Consider the following 17,431-nt stretch of genomic DNA (forward strand, 5'->3'; position numbering starts at 1 on the left):
GCCTCAGGGGGTAAAACGCGGCGCCGCCTCGGTCTGCGCCGGCAGCGGAAAATCCCGGATCAGCGCCGCCTGGGCGCAGAGCACGGCGAAGGCGGTTTGCACCGCCTCCTGGTGCTCGGGCCGGATCGGCAGCCCGAGCAATTTCGACGCCGCCGCCAGATAGGCGGCTTCGTCCGGCGCGCTCATCAGGAGAGCTTGCCGTCGATACCCTGCACCAGCGTCTGCAGCCCGGTCAGGGTGTTGTCATCCATCACCTGGCCGGCGGGCAGGAAGATTTTGCCGGTCTGGTCGGTCAGCGGGCCGACAAAGATCTTGTTCTTGCCGGAGGAAATATCCGCCACCGCCTGCTTCGCCGCCGCCGCCACGCTGTCAGGCATGTTGGTGTAGGGCGCCATGGCCAGCATGCCATCGGCAAAGCCGCCCCAGGTATTCTCGGTCTTCCAGGTGCCGGCCAGGGCTGCCTTGCAGCGCTTGATGTAATAGCCGCCCCATTCATTCACATCGGCGGTGAGCTGGTTCTTCGGCGCGAACTTGATCATGTCCGTCGCCTCGCCAAAGGCCGGGATGTTGCGGCTGGCGGCCACCTGCAGCGGCGCCGGGCTGTCAGTATGCTGGGTCAGCACGTCGCAGCCCTGGTCGATCAGCGCCTTCGCGGCATCGCCTTCCTTGCCCGGATCGTACCAGCTATCGACCATGATGAATTTCAGCTGCGCCTGCGGGTTCACCGAGCGCATACCCAGCAGCACCGCATCCATGCCCTGCACCACTTCCGGGATCGGCACGGAGGCGACATAGCCGATCTTGCCGGTCTTCGACATATGCCCGGCAATGACGCCCTGGATATAGCGCCCCTGGTAATAGCGGATGTCATAGATGGCGAGGTTCTTGGCCTGCTTATAGCCGGTGCAATGCTCGAACATCACATCAGGATGCTTCGCCGCCACCTTCACCATATAGTTCATATAGCCGAACGAGGTGCCGAAGATCAGCTTATGGCCGGAGGCGACCAGGCTCTCGAACACCGCCTGGCATTCCGGCGCTTCCGGCACATTCTCGACATAAGAGGTCTCGATGGCGCCCCCCAAAGCCGCCTGCGCCTGCTTGCGGGCGATATCATGCTGGTAGCTCCAGCCGAAATCCCCGACCGGGCCGACATAGACAAACCCCACCTTCAGCGGTGCGGCGGCGCGGGCGGCGCCGATAATGCCGGGTGCGGCCAGGGCCGAGGCCCCCAGCATGGCGGTAAAGCCACGGCGTTTGAGTGAAGACATGATGTTGCTCCTTCCTTTTCGTGAAGCTCAGGCTGTGGCGTGGAAATATTTGCCGAGGCAGGCGGGCTGGTTGAGCCGGATGCGCCGCGCATCGCGCGAGATCAGCACCAGCACCAGCACGGTGCCGACATAAGGCAAGGCGGAGACCAAGGGCGAGGGCACCGAAATCCCCAGCCCCTGGACATACAGCGAGAAGAAGGTGATGCCGCCGAACAGATAGGCGCCGACCAGCAGCCAGAGCGGCCGCCACGCGGAGAACACCACCAAAGCCAGCGCGATCCAGCCGCGCCCGGCGGTGAGGTCCTGCGACCAGAGCGGCGAATAGAAGAGCGAGAAATACGCCCCGGCGATCCCCGCCATCGCCCCGCCAAACGCCACCGCGGCGTAGCGGATGCGCAGCACCGGATAGCCCATCGCATGCGCGGCATCGTGGCTGTCCCCACCGCGCGCAAGATCAGCCCGGCATGGGTGCGGTTGAGGAACCAGGCGATGACCGCCAGCATGATGAAGGCGAAATAGACCAGGATATTTTCATCGAACAACACCGGCCCCAGCACCGGAATGGCGCTCAGCAGCGGGATCGCGATCGGGTGCAAAACCGGCGCGGAAATGCCGACATAGCCCGCCCCAGCAAGGCCGCGAAGCCATGCCCGAAAATCGTCAGCGCCAGACCGGTCGCCACCTGGTTGGCGAGGAAGGAGAGGCTGAGCAGCGCGAAGATCATCGCGATGCACACCCCCGCCAGCGCCGCCACCCCAACCCCCAGCATGGCGCTGCCGCTATGATGCGCGGTGGCGAAACCGGCGATGGCGCCGACCAGCATCATCCCCTCGACGCCGAGATTGAGCACCCCGGATTTCTCCGCCACCAGCTCGCCGGAGGCGGCAATCAGCAGCGGCGTGGAGGCGGCGACGACCGACACCGCCAAGGTTGTGACCATGGAGAGGATCATGCGGCCTCCGTCGCGCGCGGGCGGATGCGCCGGACGCGGTGCAGGATCAGCACATCCGCCCCCAGCAGATAAAACAGCAGCACACCCTGGAAAATCCCGGTGATGGCGTTGGGCATGTTGAGATTGATCTGCGCCGCATCGCCACCGAGATAAGAGAGCGCCAGCAGCAGCCCGGCGAAAATCACCCCGACCGGATGCAGCCGCCCCAGAAACGCGACGATGACGGCGGAAAACCCATAGCCCGGGGTGATGGTGGTGGTCAGCTGCCCGATCGGCCCGGTGACTTCGATGATCCCCGCCAGCCCGGACAAGCCGCCCGAGACCAAAAGCGCGATCCAGGTCAGCCTTGCATTGGAAAACCCGGCAAAGCGCGCCGCCCGCGGTGCCTGCCCCACCACCCGCAGCTGAAACCCCAGCACCGAGCGCCCCAGAATCTGCCACAGCACCAGCGCCAGCACCGGCGCCAGCGCGCAGCCGAGATGGATGGAGGTGCTGCCAAAATCCGGAGTCGTCGCCCCGCCCCGAACATCGCCGATTGCGGAAAGCCGAAGCCCTGCGGATCGCGCCACGGCCCGGTCACCAGCCAGACCAGGATCAGATTGGCGACATAGACCAGCATCAGCGAGGTCAGAATTTCATTGGCGTTGAATTTCAGCTTCAGCCAGGCCACCAGCCCGGCCCAGACCATGCCACCCAGCACGCCGAGTGCCAGCACCAGCGGATATTCCCACCAGAACGCGCCATTGGGCAGCGCCAGCGCCACGCCGGCCCCGGCCAGCGCGCCCATGGTGAACTGCCCGTCCCCGCCGATATTCCAGACATTCGCCCGGTAGCACAAAGCCAGCCCCGCCCCGATCATGATCAGAGGCGCCGCCCGCACCGCCAGCGAGGACAGGCCCGAGACATTGGCGATCGGGGTGATCAGGAAGGTCTCGATCCCCTGCACAGGCGGCTTGCCGAGCAGCGCGAAGATCACCATCATCGTCACGATGGTCAGCAAAATCGCCAAAACCGGCGAGCCGATGGACCAGAAGCCCGAGCGCTCGCCGCGCGGTTCAAGCCGGAACAACATGCTGCGCCTCCCCGGCTTGATCCTGGCCCGTCTGCGTGCCGCCCATCAACAGGCCAATCCGTTCGATCGTCGCATCCTTCACATCCATCGCCTCGGAAAGCCGCCCCGCCGCGATCACCGCGATGCGGTCGCATAACAGCAAAATCTCGTCCAGATCCTGCGAGATCAGCACGATCGCCGTACCCGCCTGGGCCAGCGCCACCAGGGCCTCGTAAATCGCCGCCGCCGCGCCGGCATCCACCCCCCAGGTCGGCTGCGAGATCACCAGCACGCCCGGCTGCTGCAACACCTCCCGCCCGACCAGGAATTTCTGCAGATTGCCGCCGGAGAGCGAACGCGCCTCCGCCAGCGGCCCGGTGGTGCGCACATCGAAGGCGGAAATCACCTTGGCCGCGAATTCCTGGGTCCGGCGCTTATTGATGAGACCAAACCGCCCCAGCGCGCCGCGTATATGGGCGGAAAGAAAGCCGTTCTCGGCCAGGCTCATCCCGCCCACCGCGCCATGGCCGTTGCGCTCCTCGGGCAGAAAACAGCCGCCGCGCCGCCTGCGCGCCCGCGGCCGCTCCAGCCCCACCGGGGCGCCATCCAGCAGAATATTCCCCGGCGCGCCGGCGGGAATTTCACCCGAAAGCGCATCCATCAGCTCGCTCTGGCCATTCCCGGCGATCCCGGCGATGCCGAAAATCTCCCCGCCTTTCACGGCGAAGGAAATCTCCTTCAAATCCGTGCCGAATTGCTGGTTGGAGCGGATGGTCAGCTTACTTACCACCAGCCGCTCCGGCCCCTGGGCACTGTGTTTCTGCGAATAATCCTGGGTTTTCAGCTTCGCCGAGATCATCAGCTCCGCCAGCTCGCGGGCGGTCTTCTCGCGCGGGTCGCACTGCGCCACCACTTTGCCCAGCCGCATGATCGTCGCCGCCTCGCACAAGCTGCGGATCTCTTCCAGCTTGTGGCTGATATAGAGAATCGAGCAGCCCTCGGCGCGCAGCCGCCGCAGCGTGGCGAACAGCGCCTGCACCTCCTGCGGGGTGAGCACGCTGGTCGGCTCGTCCATGATCAGCAATTTCGGGTTCTGCAGCAGGCAGCGCACAATCTCGATGCGCTGGCGCTCGCCGACGGAGAGATCATGCACCGCCTTATGCGGGTCCAGCGGCAGCCCGTAACGGCTGGAAATCTCGGCGATCCGGCCCTCGAGATTCTCCCGGTCCTTCGGATCATTCAGCCCCAGCGCGATATTCTCCGCGACCGTCAGCGCCTCGAACAGCGAGAAATGCTGGAACACCATGCCGATGCCCAGCGCGCGCGCCTGGGCCGGGCTGTTGATCGCCACCTCCTGTCCCCGCCAGCGCAGACTCCCGCATCCGGCTTCATCACCCCATAGATGATCTTCACCAGCGTCGATTTGCCCGCACCGTTCTCGCCCAGCAGCGCATGGATCTCGCCCTGGCCGATGGTCAGGTCCACATGGTCATTCGCCAGCGTGCCGGGGAATTGCTTGACGATGCCCCGCAACGCCAGCAATGGCGCGTCTTCAGCAACAGAGCGGTTCAAACCAGGGCCATCGCGCAACCTCCAAGCAATATTCAGGCCAGCATCGATCCCGCCCGCAACCGGCAATGGCTATGAAGCAGGCAACCCATCCTGCCCAAAGCGTAGCCAGACTGACACGAAGCTGCAATAGAATCAGGCCCCTGCCAGCGACGCCGCGACATCCGCACTCGCCGCGACCCAGCCGAAAATGCCGCCTTGGGCCGCGACCATCTCCAGTGCCGCGCGATGAAACTCCGGGAAGTAGGAGGCGGTGCCATCTTCCAGCACCAGACATTCGAAGCCGCGATCATTCGCCTCGCGCAGCGTGGTATGCACGCACACCTCCGTCGTCACCCCGGCCAGGATCAGCTGGGTGATGCTGCGCTTATGCAGGATCGTCTCCAGATCGGTGGCATAGAAGGCGCCCTTGCCCGGCTTATCCACCACCGGCTCGCCATCAGCCGGCGCCAGATCATCGATGATGCCGTGCCCGGCCTCGCCGCGCACCAGAATCCGCCCCATCGGCCCGGCTCTGCCGATCCCCGCCGCCCGCCGATGCTTGGCCGGATGCAGATCCGCCAGATCCGGCCGGTGGCCTTCGCGCGTATGCACCACCAAAATCCCTGCCGCCCGGGCCGCCGCCAGCACGGTTACGATGGGGCCGATGGCGGCGCGCAGCTTCGTCACATCATTGCCCAAAGCCGCGCCAAACCCGCCCGGCTCCAGAAAATCCCGCTGCATGTCGATGATCACCAGCGCCACGCGGCCGATATCCAGCACAAAGGGCGCGGCCTGGCTGCAATCTCCCGGCTCATGCCCAAACCCCGTCATGCAGCGCCAGCGCCTCATCCTCCAGCAGCGGGCCGACCACCTCGACCGCCCGCTGCCCGGCGGCGAACACCGTGCGGCAGGGCAGATCAAGCGTCGGGTTCTCCGCATGGTCCCCGGTCAGCGCCTTCAGCGCCGCTTCGCTGAGCCCGTACACCACCCGGCCGATCCCGGCCCAATAGATCGCCCCGGCGCACATCGCGCAGGGCTCGGCGCTGGAATAAAGCGTGCACTCGGCCAGGAATTTGCTGCCATAGGCAATGCTGGCCCGCCCGGCGAGGATGCGCTCGGCATGGCCGGTCATGTCATGGTCGGGCAGAAACCCGTTGCCTTGCTCCATCAGCACCGCCCCTGCGGCCCGGCCAGCAGCGCGCCGAACGGGTGGCACCCCGCCTCGCGCGCCTTTGCCGCCACCGCGAAACTCCGCCGCAGCAAATCCTCATCCAAACTCATCCGCCCTCCAGGCTCAAAAGCTGTGCCGCGACCGAAACCGCGATCACCTCCGGCTGCTTGCCGGCCACCCCCGCCAAACCGATCGGGCAGGTCAGCCGCGCCGGGTCCACCCCGTCCGCCGCCAGCCGCGCGAGAAACCGCGACCGCTTGGTGCCCGAGCCGATCATGCCGACAAACCCGGCCGGCCCGCTTAAGGCGGCGCGCACCAGGGCATAATCCAGCTGATGGTCATGGGTGAGCACCAGCACCGCCGCCTCCGGCGGCGCCTCTGCCAGCAGCGCCTGCATCTCCTCCGCCGTGCAGCAGACCAGCCCGGGCAGCCCGGCCAGCTCCGGCCGCACATCGAACCAGCCGAGCGAAAGCGGCAGCCCGGCAAACACCCGCGCCATCGCCTGGCCGACATGCCCGGCCCCAAACAGCAGCACAGGCCGGCTGGTGATCTCCACCGGCTCGACAAAGCTTGCCCCCGCCCCCGGCAACGCCCCGCGCGCTTGCGGCAGCTTTGTCGCCAGCCGCCCGCCATAGGCCCGCTCGATGCGCCCTTCCGCCAGCCTCGCCACCAGCGTCTCCCCGGCTCCGCCTGCAAAAATCCGCAAGATTCCGGGTCCAGATGCTCGACCAGCAGCCGCACCCGCCCGCCGCAACATTGGCCGAGCAGCGGCCCCAAAGGATAATCCTGCACCGCCCAGCTCCCGGGTGCCCGCCCCAACGCCGCCCTTGCCTGGGCGATGGCGGTGAATTCCAGCTTGCCGCCGCCAATGGTGCCGAAAATCGCCTCGGCAGACACCAGCATCTTCGTCCCCGCCCCGCGCGGCGCCGAACCTTCGGTGGCCAGCACGCTGACCAGCGCCACGGGACCACGCGGCAGCCAGGATCGTAGCGCTTCGATCCACTCAGCCATGACCCACCCTCAATGCCGCAATCGCCGCCAAAATCCGCTCCGGCGTCGCCGGCGCATCCAAAGCCGGAAACCCGCCGCCCGGCACGCTCGCCGCCACCGCCTGGGTCAGGGCGCAGAACACCGCATTGGCCAGCATGAAAGGCGGCTCGCCCACCGCCTTGGAGCGATGGATGGTCGGCTCGGCATTCTCGCCTGGTGCCCACAGCTCGATCTTCATCCGCGCCGGACGGTCCGAGGCGGTCGGGATTTTATAGGTCGAGGGCGCATGGGTGAGCAGCCGGCCTTGATCGTCGAACACCAGCTCCTCGGTGGTCAGCCAGCCCATGCCCTGAATAAACCCGCCCTCGATCTGGCCGAGATCGATCGCCGGGTTCAGCGATTTGCCGACATCATGCAGAATATCCACCGCCAGCACCTTATGCTCGCCGGTCAGCGTATCCAGCGCCACCTCCGCCACCGCGGCGCCGTAAGCGAAATAATAGAAGGGCCGGCCGGTATGGCTGGCGCGGTCATAATGGATGGCGGGGGTGGCATAAAACCCGGTGGCGGAGAGCGAAACCCGCGCCAGATAGGCCAGCTGGCACAGCCTGGCGAAACTCACCCGCTCCGCCCCGGCGACCACCCCGTCCGGCGTGAAGCGCACCGCCGCTTCCGCCACCCCGAAATGTTTGGCGGCGAATTCAACCAGCCGGGCGCGGATCGTCGCCGCCGCATTGAAGGCTGCCATGCCGTTGAGGTCGGACCCGAGGAGGCGGCGGTGGCCGAGGTGTTGGGCACTTTGTCGGTGCGGGTGGAGGAGATGCGCACCTGCGCCACTGGCACCGCGAACACATCGGCCACCACCTGCGCCACCTTGATCATCAGCCCCTGCCCCATCTCGGTGCCGCCATGGTTCAGCAGGATGGAGCCGTCCGTATAGATATTCACCAGCGCCCCGCCCTGGTTGAGATGGGTGGTGGTGAAGGAGATGCCGAATTTCACCGGCGTCAGCGCGATGCCTTTCTTGATGATGCGATGGCGCGCATTCCACTCCGCCACCGCCGCGCGCCTTGCCGTATAATCGCTGCTGGCCACCAGATCCGCGATGATCTGCGGGGCGACATTATCGCTCACCTGCATCGCATAGGGTGTGAGATCCCGCCCCGGCCCGTAGAGATTGGCCAGCCGCACCGAAAGCGGGTCCTTGCCCAGCACATGGGCGATATGGTCCAGCATCCGCTCCGCCACGATCATCCCTTGCGGCCCGCCAAAGCCGCGAAAGGCGGTGGCAGAGACGGTATGGGTTTTCGTCCGGTGCGAGAGGATCTTCACCGCCGGGTAGAAATAACAATTATCCGCATGGAACATCGCCCGGTCATTGATCGCCTGCGAGAGATCCGCCGAGCAGCCACAACGCGAGGCCAGCTCCATCGACACCGCTTCGATCCGCCCCTCATCGTCGAACCCGACCTCGTAGCTGGTCTCGAATTCATGCCGCTTGCCGGTGAGCACCATGTCGTCATCGCGGTCGGCGCGGATTTTCACCTGCCGCCCGGTCGCCGCCGCCGCCAGCGCCGCCCCGGCGGCGAACAGGGAGGCCTGGGTCTCCTTGCCGCCGAAGCCGCCGCCCATGCGGCGCACCTCCACCGTCACCTGCGCATCCGCCAGCCCGAGCACGCGGGCGATGATATGCTGCACCTCGCTCGGATGCTGGGTGGAGGAGAGCACATGCATGCCCCCCTGCTCCTGCGGGGTCGCCACCGCGATCTGGCCTTCGAGATAGAAATGATCCTGCCCGCCCATCGCCAGCCGGCCGGAGAGCCGGTGGGGCGACGCCGCCAAAGCCGCCGCCACGTCGCCGCGCCCCATGCTCTGGGCGGGCTCGATCAGGCTGTCCGCCGCCACCGCTTCGGCAATGGTGAGCAAGGGCGGCAACGGCTCATACGCGGCCTTGCCCAGTTTCGCCGCCCGCCGCGCCGCCTGATGGGAGCTGGCGACCACCAAGAACAGCGCCTGGCCGTGATAGACCACCTCATCTTCCGCGAAGAGCCGGTCATCCCCGGCGAAGGGCTGACATCGTTCTTGCCGGGGATGTTGATGGCGGAAAACACCGCCACCACGCCGGGGGCGGACTGCACGGCAGAGAGATCCAGCCCGGTCAGCCGCGCATGCGCCACGCTGGAAAGGCCGAAGGCGCCATGCAGAATGTTGGCGGCCTCGGGCACATCATCGGCATAAAGCGCGGTGCCGGAAATCTGCGCGGCGGCGCTGTCATGCGGCAAGGGCCGTGCGACGGCGCCCAGGGTCTGGATCTCGCGGTCAGCCATCGGCCAGCTCCAGCACGCTCACCGCCTCGCCCTGGGATTGCGCCCAGAGCCGGCGCAGCAGATTGGCCGCCACGGTGAGGCGATAGGCAGCCGTGCCCCGCACATCCGAAAGCGGCGCAAAATCCTGCCCGATCAACGATGCCGCCGCCTCCAGCGCGGCTTCGGTAAAGGGCGCGCCGGTCAGCGCCGCCTCGACATGCGCCGCCCGTTTCGGCGTGCCGGCCATGCCGCCAAAGGCCAGCCGCGCCTGGGTGATGGTGCCCCCTCCACCCGCAGATGGATCGCCCCGCAGACGGCGGAGATGTCGCTATCGAAGCGCTTCGATAATTTCGCAATCAGGATCAGCGCGCCCGGCTCGGGCCGGGGATGAACAGGCTTTCCACAAACTCGCCCGGCTGGCGGTCCTGCTTGCCATAGGCCAGGAAGAAATCCTCCAACGCCATGGTCCGGCGTTCCGCCCCCCGGCGCAGCGTCAGCGTTGCCCCCAGCGCGATCAGGGAAGGCGGCATGTCGCCGATCGGCGAGCCATTGGCGATATTGCCGCCGATGGTCCCGGCATTGCGCACCTGCGCCCCGCCGATCCGCCGCACCAGCTCGCCCAAAGCCGGATGCAGCCGCGCCAGCGCGGCTTGCGCCTCGGCATAGCGCAAAGCCGCGCCGAGGCGCAGCCCGTCCTGCGTCTCCTCCATAAATCGCAGCGCTTCGATATCGGCGATGAAGATCAGCTCGTCCAGCACGCGCTGCTGCTTGGTCACCCAGAGCCCGACATCCGTCGCCCCTGCCACCAGCCGCGCCTGGGGGTGCGCCAGATAGAGTGCCGCCAGCTCCTCGACGGTTTGCGGCAGGAAGGCGCGGCGGCCCTGATAGTTGATCGCGCCGGGAGCGTCGCGCAGTTTTCGCAGCGCTGCGATAATGGCCGCATCGTCACGCGGGGCCGACGCCACCGCCGCACCCGCCGCCAGAATCGGCCCATAGCCGGTGCAGCGGCAGAGATTGCCCGCGAGGCAATCCGCGACGCTCTGCTCCGCCCCCAGCGCGCCGATGCTGCGCGCATAGAGCGACATCACGATGCCCGGCGTGCAGAAGCCGCATTGCGAGCCGTGCCGCTCCAGCATTTCGCGCTGCACCGGATGCGCGCCGCCCAGGCTCTCGATGGTCAGCAGCGCCTTGCCATGCAGCATCGGCAGGAACATGATGCAGCTATTCACCGCCCGCCAGGCGATGCGCGCGCTGCCCCCTCGCCCGCCAGCGTGCCCAGCAGCACGGTGCAGGCGCCGCAATCGCCCTCGGCGCAGCCTTCCTTGGTGCCGGTGCGGCGCAGCGGGCCGCGCAACAGCTCCAGCACCGTGCCGGTGGGTCGGGCGCGTCCAGCGTGATCACCTCGCCATCCAGCAGGAACCGCACGCTCATTGGCTCTACTCCACACCCGTCCCAACCCGCGGAGTGTCCACCCCACCCACCCGGCCTGTCAACGGTAAGTTGCCCGCCCGGCCATTTAAAAAGGCAGGACCGAACCCGGCCCTGCCTGTTTCAGATTCCACCCACGGCGCGGTTTTGGGCAACCGGCTGAAAGCGCGCTCAGCGCGTGCGCCTCAGCTCTTGCGCGAGACGGTGAAGCGGGCCAGCGCCTGCAGCAGCGCGGCGCGCTCGCCAAAGCTCTCCAGATGCGCCGCCGCCTGCTCGGCCAGGCGCTCGGCCTGGGCGCGGGCGCGCTCCAGCCCCAGCACCGCGACCATGGTCGCCTTGCCGGAGGCGGCATCCTTGCCGGCGGTCTTGCCCATTTCCTCGGCGGTGGCGGTCTCGTCCAGCACATCGTCATAGATCTGGAAGGCCGCCCCCAGATCGCGGCCATAGGCGACGATCGCCTGGCGTTGGGCGGTGGGCGCACGGCCCAGAATCGCCCCGGCCTCGGCGGCGTACTGGATCAGCCGGCCGGTCTTCAGCGCCTGCAGCCGGGTGATCTCGGCGCCCGAGAGTTCCTTGCCCTCGGATTGCATGTCGATCATCTGCCCGCCGACCATGCCGCGCATGCCCGAAGCCGAGGCCAGCGCCAGCACCAGCTCGATGCGCGCCTCGGCATCGCCATGCGTGTCTTCCTCGGCCAGCACCTCGAAGGCGCGGGTCTGCAGCGCGTCGCCGGCCAGGATCGCGGTGGCCTCGTCGAATTTCTTGTGGCAGCTGGGCTGGCCGCGGCGCAGATCATCGTCATCCATCGCCGGCAGATCGTCATGCACCAGCGAATAAGCGTGCAGCATCTCCACCGAGGCGGCGACGCGCGCGGCGCAGGTGCGGTTGACCGAGAACAGCCTGGCCACCTCCATCACCAGAAAGGCGCGCATGCGCTTGCCGCCATTCAGCACGGCATAGCGCATGGCCTCCATCAGCTTCGCCTCGGCGGTCTCGGGCACGGGCAGCAGCGCGTCGAGCTGCGCCTCCACCAGCCTTGCCACCTCGGCCAGCGCCTCGCCCAGCGCGTCCGGCTTGGGTACCACATCAAGCGCCATGGTCTTACTCTCCGTCCTTGAGGGCGAGCGAGCCATCCGCCCGCGCCACGATGGCCTGCACCCGGGCTTCCGCCTGGGCCAGTTTTTCCTCGCAATGTTTCTTCAGCGCCGCCCCGCGCTCGTAGGCGGTGATCGCATCTTCCAGCTTCTGCTGGCCGGATTCCAGCCCGCGCACGATGGCTTCCAGGGCGGCCAGGGCGTCCTCGAAGGAGAGGGCGGCAATATCGGATTGATCAGTCATGAATGCTCCCGTAGCCGCGCCGCGCGGGAATCACAACCGCATCAGCGCGCGCACATGCGTAGCACAGCTTTGCGCCAACGCGGTGGGATCATAGCCACCTTCCAGCAGCGAGACGACGCGGCCGGGGCAATGCGCATCGGCGATGGCCAGCAATTCGCGCGTCGCCCAGGCGAAATCCGGCTCTTTCAACCGCAGCTGCGCCAGCGGGTCGGCGGCATGGGCATCGAAACCGGCGGAGAGGATCAAGATCTGCGGGGCGAAATCCGCCAGGCGGGGGAGCAGGGCCGTGCTCCAGGCGGCGCGGAAGACCTCGCCGGTGGCGCCGGGCGGCAGCGGGATGTTGAGGATATTGCCCATCCCGGTCTCGCTCTGCGCCCCGGTGCCGGGAAAGCAGGGTGATTGGTGGGAGGAGGCGTAGAAGACCTGCGGGTCCGCGCTGAAAATATGCTGGGTGCCGTTGCCGTGATGCACATCGAAATCGACGATGGCGATGCGCGTGAGGCCCCATTGGCGCTGCGCCTGGCGGGCGGCCACCGCGGCGTTATTGAAGACGCAGAAGCCCATCGGCCGGTCGGCCTCGGCATGGTGGCCGGGCGGGCGCATGGCGACGAAGGCGGCCTGGGCCCAGCCTTCCATCACCGCATCCACCGCCGCCGCCCCCCCCCGGCGGCGCGCAAGGCGGCCTCGCGCGTGCCCGGGCCGAACACCGTATCGCCGTCGATATGCCGGACGGGCTCGCCGGACCAGCCCAGCACGGCGTCGATGTAATCCGCGTCATGCGCGGCCTTCAGCTGCGCCGGCGTGGCCAAGGGGCCAGCTCGCGCAGCAGGTGCGCGAAATCCGGCGCGTCCAGGGCGCGCAGCACGTAGCGCAGCCGTTCCGCGCATTCGGGATGGTCCGGGCCGGTATCATGCCCCAACGCCGCCGGATGCGTGAACAGCGCCACGCTCATCCGGGCTGGCCGCCGCGTTTCAGCGAAAAGCTATACACACCCTTGACCTCGCTGGCGGCGATCAAGGCATGGCCGCTGGTTTTGCAGAATTCCCGGAAATCCGCCACCGCCCCTGGGTCCGTCGCCAGGATGCGCAATTTCTCGCCGGGCGCCATGGCGCGCAGGGCGCGGGCGGCGCGCAGCACGGGGATGGGCGATTTCTGGTATTGCGCGTCGATTAGAGTTTCTCCCATGGCGCGAATCATGCGCCTTCACGCGGGCTTGAGCAAGATGAGGTTTCGGCCCAGAACCCGGCTTATGACCCATCGCATCGGCATCGATCTCGGCGGCACCAAGACGGAAATCATTCTGCTGGCGCAGGATGGCCGCGAAATACTGCGCCGCCGCCGCCCGACCCCGCCCGGCTATGCGGCGGCGTTGCGCAACATCGCCGATCTGGTGGCCGAGGCGGAGCAGGAGAGCGGGCAGGTTTGCACGGTTGGGGTGGGGATACCCGGCTGCATCTCGCCCGCCACCGGGCTGGTGAAGAACGCCAATTCCAACGCGCTGAACGGCCATGCCTTCGACCGCGATCTGGCCGCCTTGCTCGGGCGCGAGGTGCGGGTGGCGAATGATGCCAATTGCTTTGCCCTCTCCGAGGCGGTGGATGGCGCGGCGGCGGGGCGGGGGTGGTGTTCGGCATCATCATCGGCACCGGCACCGGGGCGGGATTGTGGTGAATGGGCGGATACTGGAAGGGCGGCACCGCCTGGCCGGGGAGTTCGGCCATACCCCCCTGCCCTGGCCACGGGAGGATGAGCTGCCGCTGGCGCGTTGCTGGTGCGGGCAGAGCGGCTGCCTGGAGCTGTATCTGGCCGGCCCCTCGCTGGCGCGCGAATGCGACGGGCCGGGCTATCACGATGCCGGCTCGCTGCCCGAGCGCGCCGCCGCCGGGACGACAAGGCGCAGGCGGCGCTGGCCCGGCACGCGGACCGGATGGCCCGGGCGCTGGCGGTGATCACCAATCTGCTCGACCCGGACTGCATCGTGCTCGGCGGCGGGGTTTCCAATATGGCGCATCTCTATGAGCAGCTGCCCGGGTTGATGCGGCCTTATGTGTTCTCGGACCAGGTGGCGCCGCACATCGTGAAGGCGAAGCATGGGATAGTTCGGGGGTGCGCGGGGCGGCCTGGTTGTGGCCGGCGGGGCAGGGCTGAACGCCACGCGGTGCAGCGCTGGCACGCGGATTGCTTCACCCGCCTCATGCGCGGCCTTTGCGGCGGCGCTGCATTTCCAGCGCAAGGACCGCCATGACCCAGCCGACCCGCAGCATCGCCGCCCGCCCCTATCCCTGGCCCTATGATGGCAGCCTGGGGCCGCAGACCACGGCGCTGGTGATCATCGACATGCAGACGGATTTCTGCGGGCCGGGCGGGTATGTGGACAAGATGGGCTATGACATCGCGCTGACCCGCGCGCCGATCGCGCCCATTCAGGCGGTGCTGCGGGCGATGCGGGCGGGGGTTATACGATCATCCATACGCGCGAGGGGCATCGGCCGGACCTGGCGGATCTGCCGGCGAATAAACGCTGGCGCTCACGCCAGATCGGGGCGGGGATTGGCGATGCCGGGCCGTGCGGGCGGATTCTGGTGCGCGGCGAGCCAGGCTGGGAGATTATTCCCGAGCTGGCGCCGCTGCCGGGGGAAATCATCATCGATAAGCCGGGCAAGGGTTCGTTCTGCGCGACGGATCTGGAGTTGATTTTGAACCAGAAACGCATCCGCAATCTGGTACTGACCGGGATTACCACGGATGTGTGCGTGCATACGACCATGCGCGAGGCGAATGATCGTGGATTTGAGTGCGTGATTCTGGAGGATTGCTGCGCCGCGACGGATGCGGGCAACCATGCGGCGGCGCTAAAAATGGTGACGATGCAGGGCGGGGTGTTTGGGGCGGTGGCGAGGTCGGGGGCGTTGTTGGCGGGGTGTAGGGGTGGGGACGAGGAAAATTGCCGCTCAGAAGCGGCTACTTTGCGCCCATCCTTGTCGTTCCCGAGCCCTGGTTAATGGCCCGAAAGCCGCCGTTCCCACGGGAAAGATTTTTGCGCCGTAGGCCTAAGCTTTAGGCTCCTCCACCCAGCGAGCATATTCTTTCAGGTCAGGGATCAAATCACCGGCCATTTTAAAATCTGGCTTACTGATTTTTGGAGCATCTTTCCCGTATTCGGCGGCCATTTTTTCTCCATGCTCTCTAAGCACATTGACGAGCTGGACGCTAAATCCGATGCAGCTATCATTGTAACGTTCTATGGCGTCCATCAAATTGGGGTATCGATCATCAACACGGCCAGGTGCGAAAGGAGTGCCAAAATAAAGGCATGCTTTCATAGCGTCATTGTTTTCAGGCATCTTTTTGACTTCGTCGATCCAGGCGTTGCGTTGTGCCGCAGCATCAGCAAAGCCCTCGATGGACTGCATAAGAGGAGTTAACAGAAGCAGTGCCCTGCCGCTCGGGTTAATCCGATCCAAAAGAATTTTTTGCAGTTCCGCAATGGGAGAATAGGGTGGCAGAATTGTTTGGAGCACGAGTTGATAGGTAAAAGTAGTGTTTGCGGGATTACCAGTGCATTTACGCGCATGTCGTGGGCTTCGCGATCCGCGCGTTGCTGTTTGTAGCCTGCAACGAGTTCTTTGGTGAGCTGCTTTTTGGTCGCGATGTAGGTGTTGGCGATATTGAAGGCAAAACTCAGCGCCGCATTTACCCCCTTATTTCGGCCAAAATTTCTTTCCGCCGCGCTGTCCTTTCGGCGAGAAGTTGGGCACCCCAGGTGCCAGCGAAAGCGGCAATAGCGGTACTGACAATGGCAATAAAAAGTGGCGAGGAAAGGGCTGCATTTGCAATTCCCAGCAGTTGGTCAAAGATATACGGATCGGCCATGATTACAGGTCTTTTCGTCTCCACACGCCGTCGAGCTGGAACCATCTCTCAGAAACTGAGCGATCCTCTGAAATAAGGGTAAGCGAGTGTGCGGGAATTTTGGGGTGATTAGTCACCGCGCTAAAAACCTGCCGCGCCTCTTCAACGGTCTTAAAATCAAGAGTTAACGGTTTGAGTAACGGCTCAATTTCCCCGCTGGGGTTCGTCCAGAACATTTCTAAAGTGAATTGCATTATTTACTATAACGACTGTTCGTGTGTTTGTAATGGGCAGTTCATTTCTCAAAAATCAAGACTTCTGGAAACTAAATAGAGTCACATGATTTCAATAGGTTAAATCTTGCAAAAGATATGACCGAAACCCAAAATTCATTTCCTTGGCTCAAATCATCTTTTGATTTCAAACATTTTCCGCTAGGCGGTCGGCTCTTAAGCCAGATCTCCGCTATTTGCGGCTGTCAATCTGACGCAGACGAGCCGCTCCCGGCCCGATCTAGCCATCGGCAACCGCCGCCCCTATTCATTACCCCTACTCCGCCGCCGCCTTCTCCCCCGCCACAGCCTCAGCCTTTCGCATCAGCCGCAAAAAATTCCCGCCCCAGATTTTCTCGATTTCGCTCCGCCCATACCCGCGCTTCGCCAACGCCGCTGTCAGGTTCGGGGTTTGGCTGGCGTTCATAAAGCCGCGCACGCCGCCGCCGCCGTCGAAATCGGTGCCGATGCCGACATGGTCCACGCCCATGCGTTTCACCGCGTAATCGACATGGTCGACGATATCCTCCACCGTCAAATCCGCCGCGCGGGCTTTCGGGCGCAGGAAATTGGAGACGATGGTGATCTGCGCCAGCCCGCCAGTGGCGGCCAGCGCGTCGAGCTGTTCGTCGTCCAGATTGCGCTTATGGTCGCACAGGGTTTTCATGCAGCTATGGGTCGCCACCACCGGGGTGCGCGAGCGCTGGGCCGCCTGCATCATCGTCGCCTTGGAGGCGTGGGAGATGTCGATCAGCACGCCCAGCTCATTCATTCGCGCGATCACCGCCTGGCCGAAATCCGAGAGCCCGCCATAGAGCGCCTCGGGGTCGCCCAAGGTCGGCAAGGCGATGGCGGCGTCCGCGATCTCGTTATGGCCGTTATGGGTGAGGGTCATGTAGCGGATGCCACGGGCGGCGAACTCGTCCAGCAAAGCCAGGCTCTTGCCGATGGCGTAGCCATTTTCGATGACCGGGACGATGCCGGGCTTGCCGGCCGCGAAGGCGGCCTCGATGGCCCCCGCACTGGTCGCCCAGATGCCGCCAGAGCCATCCGCCGGGGCCATGGCGGCGATGGCGTCCAGCATCGCCCGCGCCCGGCTGGTGGCGGCCTGGTGCCCGGCATCGTCGCGCCGCCCTTGCGGGATATAGGCGGCGAAGCATACGCCCCCACCCGGCCCTGCCGCATCTTCGGCAGATCGACGCAGCGCGGCCCGTCCTCGAACGGGCTGGGGCCTTCCGGCCAGGGGATG

The 17,431-nt window shown here is 65.8% G+C and carries 23 protein-coding genes and 5 pseudogenes; 3 read left to right on the forward strand and 25 right to left on the reverse strand.

The window, feature by feature from the left end; all coding sequences use genetic code 11:
• Positions 1-3: 3 nt before the first annotated feature.
• The 23 genes and pseudogenes from GT370_RS12990 to GT370_RS13075 all read right to left on the reverse strand — a co-directional run bounded on the left by GT370_RS12990 (position 4) and on the right by GT370_RS13075 (position 13,243).
• Positions 4-186, reverse strand: coding sequence for a DUF4089 domain-containing protein (locus GT370_RS12990; protein WP_008494196.1), 183 nt, complete (start codon positions 184-186; stop codon positions 4-6).
• Complete coding sequence (locus GT370_RS12995; protein WP_008494195.1) at positions 186-1,271, reverse strand: BMP family ABC transporter substrate-binding protein; 1,086 nt, start codon at positions 1,269-1,271, stop codon at positions 186-188. Before GT370_RS12995 ends, GT370_RS12990 begins: the two co-directional genes overlap by 1 nt.
• Positions 1,272-1,298: 27 nt before the next feature.
• Positions 1,299-1,685 carry an ABC transporter permease subunit gene (locus GT370_RS21505; protein WP_442865425.1) on the reverse strand — a complete coding sequence of 129 codons (387 nt, stop codon included), beginning with the start codon at positions 1,683-1,685 and terminating at the stop codon, positions 1,299-1,301.
• Positions 1,686-1,839: 154 nt separating this feature from the next.
• Positions 1,840-2,223 carry an ABC transporter permease subunit gene (locus GT370_RS21510; protein ID WP_442865426.1) on the reverse strand — a complete coding sequence of 128 codons (384 nt, stop codon included), beginning with the start codon at positions 2,221-2,223 and terminating at the stop codon, positions 1,840-1,842.
• Entirely contained in the window at positions 2,220-2,681 is a 462-nt protein-coding gene (locus GT370_RS13005; RefSeq protein ID WP_333489947.1) for an ABC transporter permease, read from the reverse strand. The genes GT370_RS21510 and GT370_RS13005 overlap by 4 nt, the downstream gene beginning before the upstream one ends.
• The gene (locus tag GT370_RS13010; RefSeq protein ID WP_270183180.1) at positions 2,564-3,295 is read right to left on the reverse strand and encodes an ABC transporter permease; all 732 of its coding nucleotides are present in this window, start codon (positions 3,293-3,295) and stop codon (positions 2,564-2,566) included. Before GT370_RS13010 ends, GT370_RS13005 begins: the two co-directional genes overlap by 118 nt.
• A complete protein-coding gene (locus tag GT370_RS13015; protein WP_442865541.1) occupies positions 3,279-4,349 on the reverse strand; it encodes an ATP-binding cassette domain-containing protein in 1,071 nt (356 codons plus the stop codon). The genes GT370_RS13010 and GT370_RS13015 overlap by 17 nt, the downstream gene beginning before the upstream one ends.
• Positions 4,350-4,391: 42 nt before the next feature.
• Positions 4,392-4,759: pseudogene (locus GT370_RS21515) on the reverse strand (ATP-binding cassette domain-containing protein); the annotation flags it as partial.
• 219 nt (positions 4,760-4,978) lie between these two features.
• Positions 4,979-5,656 (reverse strand): cysteine hydrolase family protein, encoded by a 678-nt coding sequence (locus GT370_RS13020; protein ID WP_270183181.1) that lies wholly within the window; start codon positions 5,654-5,656, stop codon positions 4,979-4,981.
• Positions 5,637-6,106, reverse strand: a pseudogene (locus GT370_RS13025) (nucleoside deaminase). The gene GT370_RS13020 and the pseudogene GT370_RS13025 overlap by 20 nt, the downstream one beginning before the upstream one ends.
• Positions 6,103-6,666, reverse strand: coding sequence for an XdhC family protein (locus tag GT370_RS13030; RefSeq protein ID WP_270183182.1), 564 nt, complete (start codon positions 6,664-6,666; stop codon positions 6,103-6,105). The pseudogene GT370_RS13025 and the gene GT370_RS13030 overlap by 4 nt, the downstream one beginning before the upstream one ends.
• 155 nt (positions 6,667-6,821) lie before the next feature.
• A pseudogene (locus GT370_RS13035) lies at positions 6,822-7,007 on the reverse strand (XdhC family protein); the annotation flags it as partial.
• Positions 7,000-8,987 (reverse strand): annotated as a pseudogene (gene xdhB, locus GT370_RS20955) (xanthine dehydrogenase molybdopterin binding subunit). The pseudogenes xdhB and GT370_RS13035, both read right to left, overlap by 8 nt.
• Positions 8,873-9,313, reverse strand: coding sequence for a hypothetical protein (locus GT370_RS20960; protein WP_333489951.1), 441 nt, complete (start codon positions 9,311-9,313; stop codon positions 8,873-8,875). The pseudogene xdhB and the gene GT370_RS20960 overlap by 115 nt, the downstream one beginning before the upstream one ends.
• A complete protein-coding gene (locus GT370_RS13045; protein ID WP_270183183.1) occupies positions 9,306-9,539 on the reverse strand; it encodes a hypothetical protein in 234 nt (77 codons plus the stop codon). The genes GT370_RS20960 and GT370_RS13045 overlap by 8 nt, the downstream gene beginning before the upstream one ends.
• 115 nt (positions 9,540-9,654) lie before the next feature.
• On the reverse strand, positions 9,655-10,521 hold the full coding sequence (locus GT370_RS13050; RefSeq protein WP_270183184.1) for an FAD binding domain-containing protein: 867 nt from the start codon (positions 10,519-10,521) through the stop codon (positions 9,655-9,657).
• Positions 10,518-10,769, reverse strand: a complete 252-nt coding sequence (locus GT370_RS13055) for a 2Fe-2S iron-sulfur cluster-binding protein (RefSeq protein ID WP_270183185.1) — start codon at positions 10,767-10,769, stop codon at positions 10,518-10,520. The genes GT370_RS13050 and GT370_RS13055 overlap by 4 nt, the downstream gene beginning before the upstream one ends.
• Before the next feature lie 136 nt (positions 10,770-10,905).
• Positions 10,906-11,817 carry a polyprenyl synthetase family protein gene (locus tag GT370_RS13060; RefSeq protein ID WP_008494183.1) on the reverse strand — a complete coding sequence of 304 codons (912 nt, stop codon included), beginning with the start codon at positions 11,815-11,817 and terminating at the stop codon, positions 10,906-10,908.
• 4 nt (positions 11,818-11,821) lie between these two features.
• Positions 11,822-12,058, reverse strand: a complete 237-nt coding sequence (locus GT370_RS13065; RefSeq protein WP_008494182.1) for an exodeoxyribonuclease VII small subunit — start codon at positions 12,056-12,058, stop codon at positions 11,822-11,824.
• 30 nt (positions 12,059-12,088) lie between these two features.
• The gene (locus GT370_RS13070) at positions 12,089-12,706 is read right to left on the reverse strand and encodes a histone deacetylase family protein (protein WP_442865427.1); all 618 of its coding nucleotides are present in this window, start codon (positions 12,704-12,706) and stop codon (positions 12,089-12,091) included.
• Positions 12,694-12,867: a hypothetical protein gene (locus GT370_RS21520; RefSeq protein ID WP_442865428.1), complete on the reverse strand. Its 174-nt coding sequence runs from the start codon at positions 12,865-12,867 to the stop codon at positions 12,694-12,696. Before GT370_RS21520 ends, GT370_RS13070 begins: the two co-directional genes overlap by 13 nt.
• Positions 12,846-13,010, reverse strand: a complete 165-nt coding sequence (locus GT370_RS21525; RefSeq protein ID WP_442865429.1) for a hypothetical protein — start codon at positions 13,008-13,010, stop codon at positions 12,846-12,848. The genes GT370_RS21520 and GT370_RS21525 overlap by 22 nt, the downstream gene beginning before the upstream one ends.
• Positions 13,007-13,243 (reverse strand): sulfurtransferase TusA family protein, encoded by a 237-nt coding sequence (locus GT370_RS13075; protein WP_039885287.1) that lies wholly within the window; start codon positions 13,241-13,243, stop codon positions 13,007-13,009. The genes GT370_RS21525 and GT370_RS13075 overlap by 4 nt, the downstream gene beginning before the upstream one ends.
• Positions 13,244-13,307: 64 nt before the next feature.
• Here GT370_RS13075 and GT370_RS13080 point away from each other — a divergent pair.
• Both GT370_RS13080 and GT370_RS13085 read left to right on the forward strand, forming a co-directional pair.
• Positions 13,308-14,206, forward strand: a pseudogene (locus GT370_RS13080) (ROK family protein).
• A 356-nt stretch (positions 14,207-14,562) separates the two neighbouring features.
• A complete protein-coding gene (locus tag GT370_RS13085) occupies positions 14,563-15,060 on the forward strand; it encodes a cysteine hydrolase family protein (protein ID WP_270184393.1) in 498 nt (165 codons plus the stop codon).
• Positions 15,061-15,108: 48 nt separating this feature from the next.
• Here GT370_RS13085 and GT370_RS13090 read toward each other — a convergent pair whose 3' ends face one another.
• On the reverse strand, positions 15,109-15,579 hold the full coding sequence (locus GT370_RS13090; protein WP_270183186.1) for a hypothetical protein: 471 nt from the start codon (positions 15,577-15,579) through the stop codon (positions 15,109-15,111).
• Positions 15,580-15,635: 56 nt separating this feature from the next.
• Between GT370_RS13090 and GT370_RS13095 the strand changes: the two genes are divergently transcribed.
• Positions 15,636-16,007: a hypothetical protein gene (locus GT370_RS13095; RefSeq protein ID WP_270183187.1), complete on the forward strand. Its 372-nt coding sequence runs from the start codon at positions 15,636-15,638 to the stop codon at positions 16,005-16,007.
• A gap of 452 nt (positions 16,008-16,459) precedes the next feature.
• On the opposite strand, the gene GT370_RS13100 is transcribed toward GT370_RS13095, so the two are convergent.
• Positions 16,460-17,425 (reverse strand): dipeptidase, encoded by a 966-nt coding sequence (locus GT370_RS13100; RefSeq protein ID WP_333490078.1) that lies wholly within the window; start codon positions 17,423-17,425, stop codon positions 16,460-16,462.
• Between the last annotated feature and the right edge of the window lie 6 nt (positions 17,426-17,431).

Source organism: Acidocella sp. MX-AZ03 (assembly GCF_027626035.1).
Taxonomy (GTDB): domain Bacteria; phylum Pseudomonadota; class Alphaproteobacteria; order Acetobacterales; family Acetobacteraceae; genus Acidocella; species Acidocella facilis.

Coding starts and splice junctions, on each gene's coding strand:
- GT370_RS13045 (WP_270183183.1), bottom strand. CDS start 9,539: ATGGCCGGCACGCCGAAACGGGCGGCGCATGTCGAGGCGGCGCTGACC.
- GT370_RS21510 (WP_442865426.1), bottom strand. CDS start 2,223: ATGATCCTCTCCATGGTCACAACCTTGGCGGTGTCGGTCGTCGCCGCC.
- GT370_RS13060 (WP_008494183.1), bottom strand. CDS start 11,817: ATGGCGCTTGATGTGGTACCCAAGCCGGACGCGCTGGGCGAGGCGCTG.
- GT370_RS20960 (WP_333489951.1), bottom strand. CDS start 9,313: ATGGCTGACCGCGAGATCCAGACCCTGGGCGCCGTCGCACGGCCCTTG.
- GT370_RS21525 (WP_442865429.1), bottom strand. CDS start 13,010: ATGAGCGTGGCGCTGTTCACGCATCCGGCGGCGTTGGGGCATGATACC.
- GT370_RS13010 (WP_270183180.1), bottom strand. CDS start 3,295: ATGTTGTTCCGGCTTGAACCGCGCGGCGAGCGCTCGGGCTTCTGGTCC.
- GT370_RS21505 (WP_442865425.1), bottom strand. CDS start 1,685: ATGGGCTATCCGGTGCTGCGCATCCGCTACGCCGCGGTGGCGTTTGGC.
- GT370_RS13065 (WP_008494182.1), bottom strand. CDS start 12,058: ATGACTGATCAATCCGATATTGCCGCCCTCTCCTTCGAGGACGCCCTG.
- GT370_RS12995 (WP_008494195.1), bottom strand. CDS start 1,271: ATGTCTTCACTCAAACGCCGTGGCTTTACCGCCATGCTGGGGGCCTCG.
- GT370_RS12990 (WP_008494196.1), bottom strand. CDS start 186: ATGAGCGCGCCGGACGAAGCCGCCTATCTGGCGGCGGCGTCGAAATTG.
- GT370_RS13015 (WP_442865541.1), bottom strand. CDS start 4,349: ATGGACGAGCCGACCAGCGTGCTCACCCCGCAGGAGGTGCAGGCGCTG.
- GT370_RS13020 (WP_270183181.1), bottom strand. CDS start 5,656: ATGACGGGGTTTGGGCATGAGCCGGGAGATTGCAGCCAGGCCGCGCCC.
- GT370_RS13075 (WP_039885287.1), bottom strand. CDS start 13,243: ATGGGAGAAACTCTAATCGACGCGCAATACCAGAAATCGCCCATCCCC.